The organism is Planctomycetia bacterium (genome assembly GCA_015075745.1).
In the GTDB taxonomy this organism is placed as follows: Bacteria; Planctomycetota; Phycisphaerae; order UBA1845; family UTPLA1; genus UTPLA1.
The window spans coordinates 731656-745515 of sequence record JABTTW010000001.1 but is presented as its reverse complement, the minus strand read 5'-3'; the positions used below and the strand labels follow the sequence as shown (position 1 = coordinate 745515).

The 13860-nt window shown below is 62.0% G+C and carries 10 protein-coding genes; 4 read left to right on the top strand and 6 right to left on the bottom strand.

All coding sequences use genetic code 11. From position 1 onward, the window contains the following. Positions 1-84: 84 nt before the first annotated feature. The 4 genes from HS101_02950 to HS101_02935 form a co-directional block, all read right to left on the bottom strand. A complete protein-coding gene (locus HS101_02950; GenBank protein ID MBE7505223.1) occupies positions 85-2502 on the bottom strand; it encodes a S41 family peptidase in 2418 nt (805 codons plus the stop codon). 385 nt (positions 2503-2887) lie between these two features. Further along, positions 2888-3271 carry an STAS domain-containing protein gene (locus HS101_02945; protein MBE7505222.1) on the bottom strand — a complete coding sequence of 128 codons (384 nt, stop codon included), beginning with the start codon at positions 3269-3271 and terminating at the stop codon, positions 2888-2890. Then, positions 3268-3675, bottom strand: coding sequence for an ATP-binding protein (locus HS101_02940; GenBank protein ID MBE7505221.1), 408 nt, complete (start codon positions 3673-3675; stop codon positions 3268-3270). The genes HS101_02945 and HS101_02940 overlap by 4 nt, the downstream gene beginning before the upstream one ends. 101 nt (positions 3676-3776) lie before the next feature. After that, positions 3777-4133: an STAS domain-containing protein gene (locus tag HS101_02935; GenBank protein MBE7505220.1), complete on the bottom strand. Its 357-nt coding sequence runs from the start codon at positions 4131-4133 to the stop codon at positions 3777-3779. Positions 4134-4411: 278 nt separating this feature from the next. Between HS101_02935 and HS101_02930 the strand changes: the two genes are divergently transcribed. Together HS101_02930 and HS101_02925 are read left to right on the top strand one after the other, a co-directional pair. After that, positions 4412-6547: a S9 family peptidase gene (locus tag HS101_02930; protein MBE7505219.1), complete on the top strand. Its 2136-nt coding sequence runs from the start codon at positions 4412-4414 to the stop codon at positions 6545-6547. Then, on the top strand, positions 6544-7275 hold the full coding sequence (locus HS101_02925; protein MBE7505218.1) for a hypothetical protein: 732 nt from the start codon (positions 6544-6546) through the stop codon (positions 7273-7275). Before HS101_02930 ends, HS101_02925 begins: the two co-directional genes overlap by 4 nt. Before the next feature lie 12 nt (positions 7276-7287). Here the strand turns inward: HS101_02925 and HS101_02920 are convergent, their stop codons facing one another. Next, positions 7288-8859 carry a hypothetical protein gene (locus HS101_02920; GenBank protein ID MBE7505217.1) on the bottom strand — a complete coding sequence of 524 codons (1572 nt, stop codon included), beginning with the start codon at positions 8857-8859 and terminating at the stop codon, positions 7288-7290. Between the two features lie 1174 nt (positions 8860-10033). Here HS101_02920 and HS101_02915 point away from each other — a divergent pair. Together HS101_02915 and HS101_02910 are read left to right on the top strand one after the other, a co-directional pair. Further along, a complete protein-coding gene (locus HS101_02915) occupies positions 10034-11368 on the top strand; it encodes a Fic family protein (GenBank protein MBE7505216.1) in 1335 nt (444 codons plus the stop codon). A gap of 82 nt (positions 11369-11450) precedes the next feature. Further along, the gene (locus HS101_02910) at positions 11451-12464 is read left to right on the top strand and encodes a TIGR00266 family protein (protein MBE7505215.1); all 1014 of its coding nucleotides are present in this window, start codon (positions 11451-11453) and stop codon (positions 12462-12464) included. A 16-nt stretch (positions 12465-12480) separates the two neighbouring features. Here HS101_02910 and lpxB read toward each other — a convergent pair whose 3' ends face one another. Then, entirely contained in the window at positions 12481-13659 is a 1179-nt protein-coding gene (lpxB, locus tag HS101_02905; protein MBE7505214.1) for a lipid-A-disaccharide synthase, read from the bottom strand. Positions 13660-13860 lie beyond the last annotated feature (201 nt).

The window sequence follows — 13860 nt, the reverse complement described above, 5'->3', positions numbered from 1 at the left end:
TGAAATCATCATGTGTGGCACAGGCCAATAGCCTGTGCCCATCCTGCCGTAAGCCGGCCCCACGCGGGATTCGTCAGTTTCAGATTATCGGCTGACCGACTCCTTATCCAGCGTCTTCCCGCCCACCCGCGCCGCCGTCCGAACCTGCCGCGGAGGCATCGCCCACGGCTGATGCGAGATCAACTTCACCCGCATCAAATTCAGCGCGACTTCCAGTTGAGGATCGACGTCCGGGTTCTCATCCTCCGGCAGCTTCTCGTCGTCCGGCTGGCTCGTCGGCCGTCGATCTAGAACTTCCTCGGGGATCGACTCGCCGCCCTTGCCCTTGAGCAGGTCGCGCTCCCGGCGAAGTCGCAGAATCTTCGACGTCTCCTGCGGAATCACCTTCACCACGACGTGCGGCTCAACGCCCCATTCCTTCGCCCCGTCCAGATGATGCAGGCAATACCACGGATCGCCCGGTAGGTCGCTGTCATAAACGTAATAGTGAGCCGTCGTCAGCTTCAGGTAAGCCCGATTGTCCGCGATCGGAATCAGGTTCTGCACGCTGCCCTTGCCGAATGAACGCGTTCCGACGATGCACGCATGCTTCAGGCCCGACAGCGCTCCGGCCACGATCTCGCTGGCGCTCGCGCTGTACTCGTTCACCAGGATGATCAGCGGAAGTTCGCCGTCCCGGTTCGGGTGTTTCGACGTGATCTCCATGTTCTGCTGCCGGCTGCGACCCTTCGTCTTCACGATGGGTTCGTCCTCGCCGAGGAACAGTTCGCACATCTTCACGGCGCTCGTCAGCAGGCCGCCCGGGTTGAAGCGCAGGTCGAGAATCAGACCGTTGCAGTCGTCATCCCGAAGCTGCTCCAGCGCTGCCTCAAGGTCTTCAACTGTCTTGTCCATGAACCCGCTCACGCGGACGTAGCCGATCTTGCGCTCCGGGTCGATGATGAAATCCCAACCCGTCGGTCGCCCGTCGTCGCGCGTATGACCGCGCACCGTTCTCAGCTTGATCTGCTGGCGAACCAGCGAGTAGTCGCGGGTCACCTCCGTCACCGGGTCCTTGATCGTCAGCTTGACCCGGCTGCCCGCCTCGCCGGTGATGAAAGTCACCGCCTGGTTGATCGTCATCTCCAGCGTGCTCTTGCCGTCGACTTCCAGGATCATGTCACCCGGCTTGATCCCCGCCCTATAGGCCGGCGAATCTTCCAGCGGCGTCTCCACCCGGATGTGCTTGCCGATATCCTGCGTGATCTGAATCCCCACGCCGACGAACTCGCCGCGCGTATGCTTGTTGAACTCTTCGACCTCCGCCGGCCAGATCACCGACGTGAACTCGTCCAGCGGCTCGAGCATGCCCGACACAAACTCATCCACCAGCACGCATTCCGGCAGATTCAGCCCGCTCTCCCGGTTCGCGGCCAGGACTCGGCTGAACAGCGACGTCACATCCTTTGCCCGAAGCGACGCACGAGGCTCGACCCGGCTGCGCTTCAACCCCTGCAGGCGCGCCGCGAAGTGGCTGACCCGGTCATCATCGCCCAGCGTCGGAAAGGTCTCGGAAATGCTCTTGGCCTCGGCCAGAAGAGTCAGGTGATCCAGACCCTCCGAGCAGAGCTTCTTGAAGTCGGGCTCCGTCACGTAGTCCTCGTCCATGCGATCGAGGATCTGCCCGATCGTGTTGGGCGTGACATCCCGCAGATCGGTCCGCCAGTTCGACTTCGGACCATAGACAAAATCAAGGTGGGCGCGCTTGGCGCAGAACTTGTAACCGTCGGAATACTTCGTCTCGTCGGGATAGAGCGTCTTCAGATAGCTGTAGAGCACCAGGGCGTCCGACCACTCGTTCTTGCCCCGATGACTCTCTATTTCCGCGAGCACGTGCTCGACGATCTCGCCGAGCCACTTCTCCTCGCGAAACTCATCTTCGCTCTTGGCGTTATACATCGCGCCCAGGGCATAGCTCAGCGCGCGGCTCCACTTGTAGCCCGGACTGTCCTTGTCGACGTCCTCTTCTTCTTTATCCAGACCGGCGCCGGCCGCCTCATCCATCTCGTCAGACGGAGGCCGCGTCGCCTTGGCCTTGACCTTCGCCGATTTGTCGGACTTGTCGCTCGCCTTCGTCGACTTGTCGGACTTGGCCTTCTCCGTCGGGGCTTCCTTCGCCTCGACGATCATTTCCTTCGCCTTACCAACGTAGTAGTCGTAAGTGCGGCTTCGAAGCCGCTCCCGACTCGCCTCCAGCGACTTGGCCTCCTTCATCCATGAAATCGCCGAAACAACTTCTCTGTTCCCGGGCTCAATCCGCTCCACCCGCTCAAGGGCCGGCAGTGCCGCGGCAAAGTCCCCGGCGAGAATGAGATCAGACCCCTTGAGCCAAAGCTCGCGAGCATCCCCGGACGCCAATCGCGGTTCGTTCGGCTCGGCCCATGCCACGCTCGTTGTGGCAACCACGGCCACTGATAGAAGAAATACGGCCGTCCGGCGTCGAGTGATGCTAAAAGGACTCATGAATGCTCCTGTTCCAAAAAACGGGCACCTTGCACCCGCATCGACTTCTTCGGCCTTCCCGGCAACTTGGATTCGTCTGGAGCCGCTCGCTGGACCCCATATTCATCGACCGCCGCCGAATAACTCGCCCTTCGGCAAACATTGCGGCAACCGCCGATTGTCGGGATTTTCACCCTCATCCCTTACATAACGGCCAAACGCTCCCCCGGTTCACACCCTCACAATTATATGTAATGCGATTACCGGGCACCAAGAATTCTGCCCCAGTCTCAGTTAAAGGTCCGACAAACCCTACACCACGCCCCTCATCGCGGCGATGGGCCTTATCCGGGCCTGCCTTTCCTTCCGCCAAGTGTACGATATGGATTCCCCCCGGGGCGAGAATTTAGGGCTGCTCAATCGCCTTTTGCAGGTTGTCAAATACTTGGAACAACTGCGTAAGCCGCGTCAGTTTCAACAGGTGATGGATAAACGGCGGTGGCGAGACCAGCCGAATTTCTCCCTCGTTCTTTCGCGCCCGAAGATAGCCGGAAACCAGCCCGCCCAGCCCCGTGGACTCAATGAAATCCAGCCCCGCCATGTCCACGACGATCAGCGGCTTTGGCTGCGACGCGATTTCGACGAGTTGATCGGTCAGCCGATCGGCGTGCTCCATGGTGCACGACCCGACCAGCCGCACAACGACCGCGTCCTGAAGCCGGTTCACCGACACCGAAAACGGCGTCTCCGTAAAGTCAGTCGATTTGTCGCCTGATTCGTCCGTCGTCATTGCTTGTTCAGTTTCACCAGTCGGACGCAGTTCCCCGTCACGCTGAACTGCACGTCGTCCAGATATGCCCGCATCAGCATGATCCCGCGACCGTGAGGCCGGTCGATGAATCCCGGTTGCGTCGGATCAGGGACTTCGTCCGGACAGAAACCCTCCCCGTCGTCGGAAATCTCGATCTCGACCCGATCCTTCGTCACCAGGTATCGAATACGAATTTTCTTGTCGGGGTCGCACTTATTGCCATGACGAAACGCGTTCGTCATCGCTTCCTCAAGTGCCAGTTTGATCGCAAACGCCGCGTTCTCGCAGTACCCGCAGGCCGCCACCTCCCGAAGGATGGCTTCTTCCGGCGCCTTGGCCGCGTGAAGGTCGTTCGCGATCTGAATTTCCTTGAACTGCCTCAAACCGACCCTTCCATGCAGCTATCGGTCTGCCCGGAGAACCTCGACCCGTCCGGCTCGATGCCAGGTGCGGACCGCCGACAAGGGGTGCCGGAGCCCGTGTCTTAAAAACTTGCCCGGGCCTTGTCCTGCGAGGGATGAATATCGAAGATCTTGTTCAATCGCGTGATCTTGAAGACTTCGTAAATCTGCGGATTGATGTCGCTGAGCTTCAGCTTCCCCTGCTTCTCTTCCACCCGCTTCTTCAGCGTGATCAACATGCCCAGCGCGGCGCTGGAAAGGTGCTCCACATTCTTGAATGAAAGAAGCAGCTTCGTCGCCGGCGCGAACTCGACCACCTTGCCCAGCTCTTCCTGAATCTCGTGGATGCACAACTCGTCGAGAATCTTCCGATCCGCGAATTCCACAAGTGACACACCGGAGAGATCGCTGACCTTGAGTCTCGTCACTTGCTCCGCCATAAATGTACTCCCGCCCCCCTTCATTGATCCCGTAATCCATCGTCAATTCTTATTCTAGCCCCCCATCCACCGCACGCCAACTCCGCCGCCACGCTCCAATCGGCACCCCAGGTGGGCCTCCGGACGCCGTTTTCACCGGCCCGCATCGTACGCAGCGAGCTTGTCAGTTTCAAAGAAAGGGCCGGGGTTGTGTCCCTGCGCCGAAGGACGGAGAATCCGCTCCCTCAGACGCATTAACAAGACGCACCCGTATCGAGTGCGAGGAGGTTTTCACATCCATGCCCCTTAGATCATCCGCTCCCATTTGTCGCCTTTGTTTCGCATCTTTCGTCGTCATCCTGTTCGCCGTCCGGCTCGCCTCGGCACAGACGCCGCCGGCCGACACCCTCACCCCGCGCGACGTCGCCGCCCTGCGCGCCGTGGACAGCCCCAAGATCTCGCCCGACGGCTCGAAGATCGCCTACCTCCTCAGCGTCCCGCGAAATCCCTTCGCCACCGAGCCCGACGAGAAGTTTGAAGACGGCGGCGCCTATGCCGAACTCCACGTCTACGACCTCGCCGCCGGCGCCGGCCGCCCATTCATCGTCGGCAAGGTCAATATCGGCCAGCTCAGGTGGTCGCCTTCCGGTGACGCGATCTACTTCATCGCCAAGCGCGGCGACGACAAGCACAACTCACTCTACCGAATTCCCATCGACGGTGGCGAGGCCCGCCGTGTCCTCACCCACGAGACTGACATTCAGTCCTACACCCTCAGCCCCGACGCCGCACACGTGGCCTTTCGCGCCACCGCCAAGACCCCCAAGGATAAGGAAGCCCTCACCGATGCCGGCTTCAAGGCCGAGGTTTACGAGGAGGACCTCGATCCCACCCGCGTCTGGGTGGCGAATCTCGACAACAAGAAGGACGAGCCCAGGTCGCTGCCCATCGAGGGTCACGTCGTCGCCGTCGAGTGGAGTCCTGCGAAGGACCAGCTCTGCGTCTGCCTCTCCCCGACATCCCTCATCGACGACATCTACATGCGGACCCGCGTCCGCATCGTCGATGCCGACTCCGGCGAGGTGCTCACCACCGTCGACAACCCCGGCAAGCTCGGGCGCGTCGCGTGGTCGCCCGACGGCCGCCACGTCGCCATGATCTCCGCAGCCGACATCAACGACCCCGCCGAGGGCCGCCTCCTGCTCGCCGATGCACAGACCGGCAAACTCAAGGACCTCCTCCCGGACTACAAGGGGCACGTCGCCGCCATCGACTGGCAGGACGATCGCACCGTCATGTTCATCGGTGACGAAGGACTGTCATCCACCTTCGGCAAGGTCGGCGTCGACGGCGCCGGCCGCAAGACCATCGTCACCGCGGGCGATCTCGTCCTCGGCGGTTTCTCCCTGTCCAGGGACGGCCAGAGCGGCGCCTTCGTCGGCGGCAGCCACGCACACCCGCCTGAGCTCTTCGTCATGAAGCACGGCGAGACCTCGCCGCGCCGGCTGACCGACAGCAATCCCTGGCTCGCCGAGAAGCGCTTCGCCAAACAGGAGGCGATTTCCTTTGAGGCCCGCGACGGCCAGGACATCCAGGGCATCCTCATTCACCCGCTCGACGAGAAGCCCGATGCCAAGTACCCGCTGATCGTCTATGTCCATGGCGGTCCCGAGGCCCACGAGTACAATGCTTGGCTCACGAATTACTCCCGGCCGGGGCAGGTGGCGGCCGCGCGCGGGTTTGCCGTCTTCTATCCCAACTATCGCGGCAGTACCGGTCGCGGCGTCGAGTTCAGCAAGCTCGGCCAGGGCGATGAGGCGGGCAAGGAGTTCAACGACCTCGTCGATGGCGTCAAGCACCTCATCGATACCGGTCTCGTCGACAAGGAGAAGGTCGGCATCACCGGCGGCTCTTACGGCGGATATGCCTCGGCATGGGGGGCGACGGCGCTGACGCAGCACTTCGCGGCGAGCGTCATGTTCGTTGGCATCAGCGACTCGATCTCCAAGAAGGGCACGACCGACATCCCCAGCGAGGACTACCTCGTCCACACCCGCGACCATCCGTGGAACGACAAGTGGAACTTCTACCGCGAGCGGTCGCCGATCTACTACGTCAAGAAGGCCCGTACGCCGATTCTCATTCTCGGCGGGGCCGACGACACCCGCGTCCATCCTGGCCAGTCGATGGAGCTGTATCGCTTCCTCAAGACGATCGGCAAGGTGCCGGTGCGGCTGATTCGGTATCCCGGCGAGGGGCATGGCAATCGCAAGGCGGCTGCCCGGCTGGACTACAATCTCCGCATGATGCAGTGGATGGAGCACTACCTGATCGGGCCGGGCGGCGATCCGCCGCCGATGAAGCTCGATTACGGCCTGCCGGAGAAGGCCGAGGACAAATCGGACGCCGACGAATCGTCGGATGAGCAGTCATGATCGCGATCTCGACAGCCGGAATCCCGCGCCTTGCCCGTCCGCCAGTGGGTAGTGCCATCATGTCGGCACTTTTCATCGTTGCCCTGGCCGCCGGCTGCGCACCGGCCAGGACGGAGATCAACAGTTTCGTCGATCCCGATTTTTCCAGCCGCGTATTTACCCGCGTCCTGGTCGCGCCGTGCTACGCCGATCTGGGCGACCGGGCCGCCATTGAGGACGCCTTCGTCCAGTTGCTCGCCGATACCCAGACGCAGGGCGTGGCCTCGATCACCCTTCTCCCGCCGACACGGGACTGGAAGGACGAGGACATCTTCCCGCTGATGGCCGAGCAGAAGATCGACGGCGTGCTGCTCATCACGCAGACCGGCGCCTTCCATGATCGCGAATACGTGCCCGAGCGCGTCGATATCCATACCGATGAATTCCTCTCGGCCCGATCGTTTCGCGGCAGTCGCCGCTGGGGCTACGGCCGCGGCTATTACGACGCGCACATCACCCGATCCGGCGGTTATTACGTCGATCTGCCGCGCGTTCGCAACGAGCTGCGCCTCTATGACGTCGCCACGCGCAAGCAGGCGTGGTTTGCCACGACCCTCACGGCGGGCGACTCGAGCGCGAGCCGTGAAGAGATGATCGACTCCTTCGCCAAAGAGACGATCGCCAAGCTCACCGTCGACGGACTCGTCCGTGCGCGGGCCCGGCACAACGACGATGAGGACGATGATTGACACGTCAATCGCCTACTTGTGCTTCCAGTCCACGCAGAAGTTGGGCAGGTCGCAGGTGCGGTCTTTGGGTTTGAGCAGGTCGTCGAGGGTGTCGGGCCGCTCGCACTTTTGAGGGGCCGGAAATTCCTTTTTATGCTTTTCTTCCCATTCGGCGCGGCGATCGGCGCGGAGTTTGGCCTGGCGCTGGGCCTCGGTGCCGGATGGCTTCGGGGCCTCGCTGCCCGTAGGGTGGGCTCGGCCCACCGTCTCCGCCGACGAGCCCCGGACTTCAGTCCGGGCGGTTCTCATCCCACCGTCGGCACTCGACTCCTTCGCACATTCCCCCGCCAGATTAAGAGTGCCGCCATTGTGGCACGCGAGAATCGGGTCGGGATGGTGCTTGGCGGAGTTGGTAGATGTGACCGACTCATTCTCGCCGGGCGATGCGGGCGAATCTTCCGCGCCGGGTGATGTGACCGGCTCATTCTCCCCGGGTGATGCGAGGGGCGTTTCCGAATCGCGCGATGCGGCCGGTTTATTCGCTTCGGCCGCCGCGGCCCCGCGCGCGACCTGCCGCTCGAATTCCTCGCGGCGGCGCTGGGCCTCTTCGGCGAAGCGCGCGGCCTCATTGGCTTTGCTCGCCGCTTCTTCGGCGTCGCGTTTGGCGTCGAACTCGGCGCGGCGCACGCGGTCCTCCTTCGCCTTGCGCTCGCCCTCGAGCTCGTGCGGGAGCAATCCGCGCTGGCCGGCGGCGATGTTCTCCGGGGTGCGCTGATCGGGCGGCAGGTGATCGCCGGGGAAGCGTTTGATGATCGGCTTGGGGCCGTACTTGAGGTCGAGGCCGTAGATGTCGGCGACGGCCTGATCGAGCCGTGTGAGGAATTCTTCGCGCGTCGTCGGAGTGCCATCGGCTTTGCGCCCCCACGGCGCGTCGGCGGTCGGCGCGTCGGGGTGCGGGCTCGATTTGCTCTTTGCGCCGTCGGGCTTGGCGTCTTTCGCACGCGCTGCCACGGCCTCGGCGCGAATCTGCAGCGACTTGTGGGCGATCTCGATGCGCTCGCGCTGGTGCTCAATGTTCGCATTGATGCGGTCGCGGTTGATCTGCACGCTGGCGGTTTTGCTGTAGGCGTTGGCCAGACGCTCGATCTGGCGAGCACTTGCCTTGCCGCTGTGGATGAGGCCGATCATGTACTTGCAGACGTACCGCGCGGCGACGTGCTCGAGGCGGATGTCGTCGAACTCGGTCCGCTTGCTGACAATTGCTTCAACATCGAGCCCATCCAACAAGCCCTCAGGCGTCTCCACCGACGAGCCCCGGACTTCAGTCCGGCCGGTCCTCATCCCACCGTCGGCGCACGCAAGCTCAGCCCCATCCTCCCCCGCCAGATCCGCAATCCGCGCCACCGCCCGTCGCCGCGCCCCATAGCGATAAAACGACGAGTAGCTGACCCCTCGATCGCCAAGCTTGAACTGAGCGTAAATCTCGCGATAAGAAGCGCCGTCCCCGGCCCGCAAAACCTCGTCGAGCCGCCGTCGCTCCGCGCGCGGCAGCTTCTTCTCAACCGCCGTCGGCAACTCGCGTCGGCGAAATAGTGGATCGGACATAACCGGTGCCTCCCTTTGAAGCGAGTGTCACATCACTGTCGCTCCGATCCAATACTTAGCACACAGTCGCCCGCGAGCAACTCAAAAATCAGCCGATTTCCCGCGTGTTTCCGCCATGTCCTGTAACAGTCAACCGTTGGCACCCAAAAAAAATCTTCCGCCATTCAAAAAATCTCCACCCCGCGCAATTCCCCTCTGCTCTACCGCGCGATTCCGACTTCCTCCACGCGAAATATCCACCTACTCCCCGCGCGATGCGCACCTGCTCCCCGCGCGATCCCCTTCCGCCGCCCCGCGCGATGCGCACCTGCTCCCCGCGCGATCCCCGAAGCGGCTTGCCGTTTGGCGACGACAACGCCAACACTCTTCGGCGCACCGGTTTCACGCCCCACCCCGAGAACAATGAGCAAGTGTTAACTCCTGGAGGACCAACCGATCATGAAATCAAAAACCGCAAACCACCCGCCCATCGCCCCCATCACCCGCCGCGCTCCCCTCGCGCCGCCGCCCCGGTGTGCCGCCATCGCAGTCGAACTCAAGCCCTCCGCGCCACAAACCCCGCTCCACAGTCCCCGGAGCGCAGCTTCCCCAATTCCGACGTTTCGACGTTTCCCCCAAAAACCACCCAAGTTGCGAACCGCCCCAACACACGCCCGCCACGCGAGTTGCAATCGAAAAAAATCCCGTGTGTCACCGTATGTCACCTTCGACCACCGCGCGATCTCGGCGGCAAACGCCCGGCGATTCTTTATTCGTTTCGCACAGGCTGGAAGCCTATGCTACCGGGCGCGGATAGGGGGCGGTGTTGAGTGCGGTACCGGCATATCGTCAGAGTCTCGGGTTGAAGGGCGGGACGAGTACGAGAATGCCTGTCGCCTTGGCAGACGATCACGGCCGAGTGAGGCGACCTTGATCCTGAGTAACCGGTTAAAGGTCGGTTTGCTGGAGGGCCCATGGAGAGACGGTCCGCCTATCATGATTGCTGGCATGGCGGGTCATTCCCCGGTGTATTTGAAATGTCATAATATGTTGTGATTAAGTCAGTTACATCTAGGGAAAGTGTATCTGGCCGGTGGAATCTATTAATTTGATTGATTTTGATATATTATTGAAATACCCTCAATTGGCGTTCGAAAATGAATGATATATCAATATAGCACAAATTGATAGGAAAATGAGGCTCCCAGCCAAACCACCGGACAGCATGAAGGTCATTCAGGAGGCCAGTCCTGAAGAGATCAGTGCGCTGATGCAGAGCGAGGAGTATTTGAAGTTGGCCCATCTATGTGAGGTGGAGTACTGGCCCTGGGATAAATTCCGATTCAAGGCCCGACATCAGACAAAGCTCGCGTGGGCGCTTGTGGCAAACGGTCGGCTCCCGAGATACCGCCACCTGCCGCTCGATGGTCACGGGAAGGCGAATCTGAAATACACTTTGCCTGATGCGGTTCAGAAGGAATTGATGCTCATTGATCAGGAACTGGCCGGAAGGGTCTTGTCGGACGATCACCAGCCGCTGATTGCATCACAGAGAGAACAGTTCATCGTGGCATCGCTGCGCGAAGAGGCCATCTCGTCGAGTCTGCTGGAGGGGGCGGTGACGACGAGGCAGGAGGCGGAAAGGATGCTGAAGTCCGGGAGGAAGCCGCGCAGCAACGGCGAGCAGATGGTGATGAACAACTATCGCGCCATCATGTTTATTCGGGAGCACTACCAGCAGGAACTCACGCCGGAATTCCTGATCGAGGTTCAGAGGATCTTGACGGAAGGGACATTGGAGAAAGAGGACCAGGTCGGAAGACTGAGGACCGCCGAGGATAACATCAGAATCGTCGATGAGCGGGATCAGGAGATTGTTCATCAGCCGCCGCCAGCGGAAGAGTTGGAACAGCGTATTGCGGTACTTTGCCGATTTGCCAACCGAAGGCCGGAAGAGGAACCATTCATACACCCGGTGATCAGCGCATGTGTGCTTCATTTTCAGGTGGGGTTCGACCATCCGTTTTGTGACGGCAATGGTCGAACCGCGAGAGCCTTGTTTTACTGGCTGATGCTGAGGCGGGGCTACTGGCTATTCGAGTATCTGCCGATTTCGCGGCTGATTTACAGGAGTCCGGGACAGTATGCGCGGGCGTTTCTTTATAGCGAGATCGAGGACTTCGACCTGACTTACTTCCTGCTTTACAAGATGCGCATCATTTCCAGGGCGAGGCGGGACCTTCACGCGTATCTGCGCGAGAAGTACTCGCAGATGACGCAGGCCCGGCGCATGTTTTCTTCGGACAGGCGGCTTAATCACCGGCAAAGAAGCGTCGTCTTGCAGGCGACGAATCATCCCGATCGGGTGTTCACGATAGCCGACCACCAGAGCAAGTTTGCGGTCTCGTATGGGACCGCGAGAAATGACTTGCTGGCACTTTCTAGGTGGGGGTATCTGGAGATGAGCGTCGTTGGAAAGACATTTGAATTCGTGCCAGGCGATAGGCTCACGGAATTGAACGGAGAGTGAGTGCAATATTTGACGCGGAAAGGCGAATCCCATTTTATTAAGCGCGGCGGGGACGCGTTCTGAACTTTGACGGGAGGCTGCGATGGCCAGTGAGAGTGGATGGTATTTCGTGAAGGACGGCAAATCGGTCGGGCCGATGACGCGCGAGGAGTTGATTCGGCAGCTCTCGTCGGCGGGCGGGGCCGAGGCGCTGATCTATGGGCCGGGCATGGTCGACTGGGTGCAGGCGCGGCACGTCGCTTCGATCGCCTCGCAGCTTGGCGGGGCGGCGGGGACTAATCGGGCAGCGCCGCCGCCGGTGACGGGCGCGCGGATGGCCGACGAGATCGACTACGAGATTTTCGGCGATGATATGCAGTTCGTGGAGATCACGCTGGACCCTGGCGAGGTGGTCGTGGCTGAAGCCGGGGCGATGATGTACATGACGCGGGGGATCGAGATGCAGACTGTGTTCGGCGATCCGTCGAAGAACTCGGGCCTGCTGGGGAAGATTTTTGAGGCGGGCAAGCGGATGGTGACGGGGGAGTCGCTTTTCCTGACGACGTTCGGGGCGGCGAGCCGGGAGCGCGAGAAGGTGGCGTTCGCGTCGCCGTATCCCGGGAAGATTGTCCCGATGGACGTGGGGCAGCTCGGCGGCGAAATCCTGTGCCAGAAGGAGGCGTTTCTCTGCGCGGCGCGCGGGGTGACGATGGACATCGCGTTTCAGAAGAAACTCGGCACGGGGTTCTTCGGCGGAGAGGGATTCATCCTTCAGCGCATTCGCGGCGACGGACTGGCGTTTGTTCATGCCGGGGGCACGATCGTCAAGCGCGATCTCGCGCCCGGCGAGCAGTTGCGGTTGGACACCGGTTGTCTCGTCGCGTTTCAGCCGTCGGTGGACTACGACATTCAACTGGCGGGCGGCATCAAGACGACGCTGTTCGGCGGGGAGGGGCTATTCCTGGCGACGCTGACCGGGCCGGGGTCGGTGTGGCTGCAATCGCTTCCGTTCGCGCGATTGGCGGCGCGGATCTTTGGGCCGTATGCGCGGAACAAGGGCGAGGGGTCGCTGCTGGGCGGCATCGGATTGGGGAGCATCCTCGGGACGGACGAGTAGCGACGGACTGGCCGGGTTACTTGCGCGGTGAACTGCGCAGCATGTCGGCGAGGATCGACGCGGTGTTTTCGGCGGCGCCGGATTTGACGAGCGGCTGGATGGTGGCGGCGAGGTCGTGGCGGACCTTGTCGAGCTTGCCGGGGGTGGAGAGCCATTCGACGGCGGTGGCGATGATGGGGTCGACGCTTCGATAGTAGGGCATGAATTCGGGGACGATCTCGCGGCCGGCGAGGATGTTGGGGATGGACAGGTGCGGGGTGGTGATGAGCCAGCGGCCGATGAGGTTGTAGGCCAGTGCGCTGCCGTTGTACATGACGATCATCGGCGCGTTGCGATAGGCCACTTCGAGCGTGACGGTTCCTGAGGCGACGAGGACGATGTCGGCGGCGACGATGGCGGCGGCGCGGTTGAGCGCGCCTTCGACGATTCTCAGCGGCAGGGTGCGGGCGCGGCCGCGAATGATTGCTTCGATGAGCGTGCGCGACTCTTCGCTCGAAGCGGCGACGACAAACTTGATGCCGCGATGACGAATCGCCAGGGCCGCGGCGACGTCGAGCTGGCCGGGCAATACTTCTTCAATGACATGACGGCGCGAGCCGGGCAGCAGGGTGATGAGCGGGCTCGCGTTATCGCGAAGGCGATTCACGTCTTCGTCGGAAGGTGTGACGCCGAGCAGGTGGTCGAAGGAGGGGTGGCCGACGTAGTCGGCGCGGATGCCGCGGTCGCGGAAGTATTCCTCCTCGAATGGCCACAGACAGGCGATGCGATTGATGCGCTTGCGGACGCGCCTGTTTCGCCACCATCGCCAGCCCCAGGCCCAGGTTTGCGGAGCGATGTAGTAGAGGACGGGGGTGCCGGCGAGTTGGCATTTCTTGGCGATGGGGAGATTCAGCGCGGGGGAGTCGACCATGACGGCGGCGTCAAACTTTTCGTGGCGCAGGTAGTCGGCGAGGTTGCGGAGGAGGCGCAGAGCCTCGGGGATGCGGCCGAGGGCGGCGAAGGCCATGGCGGACTTGGCGGTCATGTCGTGGAAGCAGTAGCAGCCGGCGGCGCGCATGGCGGGACCGGCGAGACCGGCGAAGGTGGCGGCGGGGTGGGATGCCCGATAGGCGCGGATGAGGGCGGCGGCGTGCTCGTCGGCGCTTTGCTCAGCGGCGCTGATGAAGATTCGATGGGCTGCGGGCTCTTGACTCATGGAAATCACATGGCCCTTCGCGAGCCCGGGATCGATCGGGGTGAATGACCACCCCCAAGGTATGGCCGGTTTATACCCTAAGAGGGGGTATGGGTGGTAGATATCGGACGTGTGAGGTGGGAGGCGGTTGGTCGGTTGGATGGTGGGTGTGGGAAGGGGCCGAGGCGGGGGAGGTTGGCGCGGAATGCGAATGCGATTTTC